Origin of the sequence: Shewanella sp. T24-MNA-CIBAN-0130 (genome assembly GCF_040310185.1) — a bacterium.
GTDB classification, from domain to species: domain Bacteria; phylum Pseudomonadota; class Gammaproteobacteria; order Enterobacterales; family Shewanellaceae; genus Shewanella; species Shewanella psychromarinicola.
The window spans coordinates 1-361 of sequence record NZ_JBEOPP010000179.1; the positions used below are offsets into that span (position 1 = coordinate 1).

1 pseudogene is annotated in these 361 nt (G+C 40.2%); it reads right to left on the bottom strand.

The features are described 5' to 3' along the window. Nucleotides 1-49: 49 nt before the first annotated feature. A pseudogene (locus AAEZ02_RS21985) lies at nt 50-361 on the bottom strand (class I adenylate cyclase domain-containing protein); the annotation flags it as partial.

Below are 361 nucleotides of genomic sequence, written 5' to 3' on the forward strand. Positions count from 1 at the left end.
TGATAGCACTAAGTGAGTCATTAAATTGTCATTGAGATTGGGCTTTTGCTTAAAATGCTGAGCCCATCTCATCTACTGACAAACCAAAAGGTATTACCGTTAACTTGCCTTCAATATCCACAAGCTGAAAAAACTGCGGCATATTAAACACAGGGGATCGTTGCTTTTGCTCGTCGAATACATACAAATGACTTTCTTTGGCAACAAAATCATTAATACTAGTGTGTTGGTATTGTAAATGTTCAAGCTGATTATGCTCGTCTGCAATGAACACATCGAGCGTTTGAAGACGTTCGCGTAAAAAATACTGCTTCGCCCCCATGGCGATGAACTTTTGGATCACCGATGGCGCATTCAAATG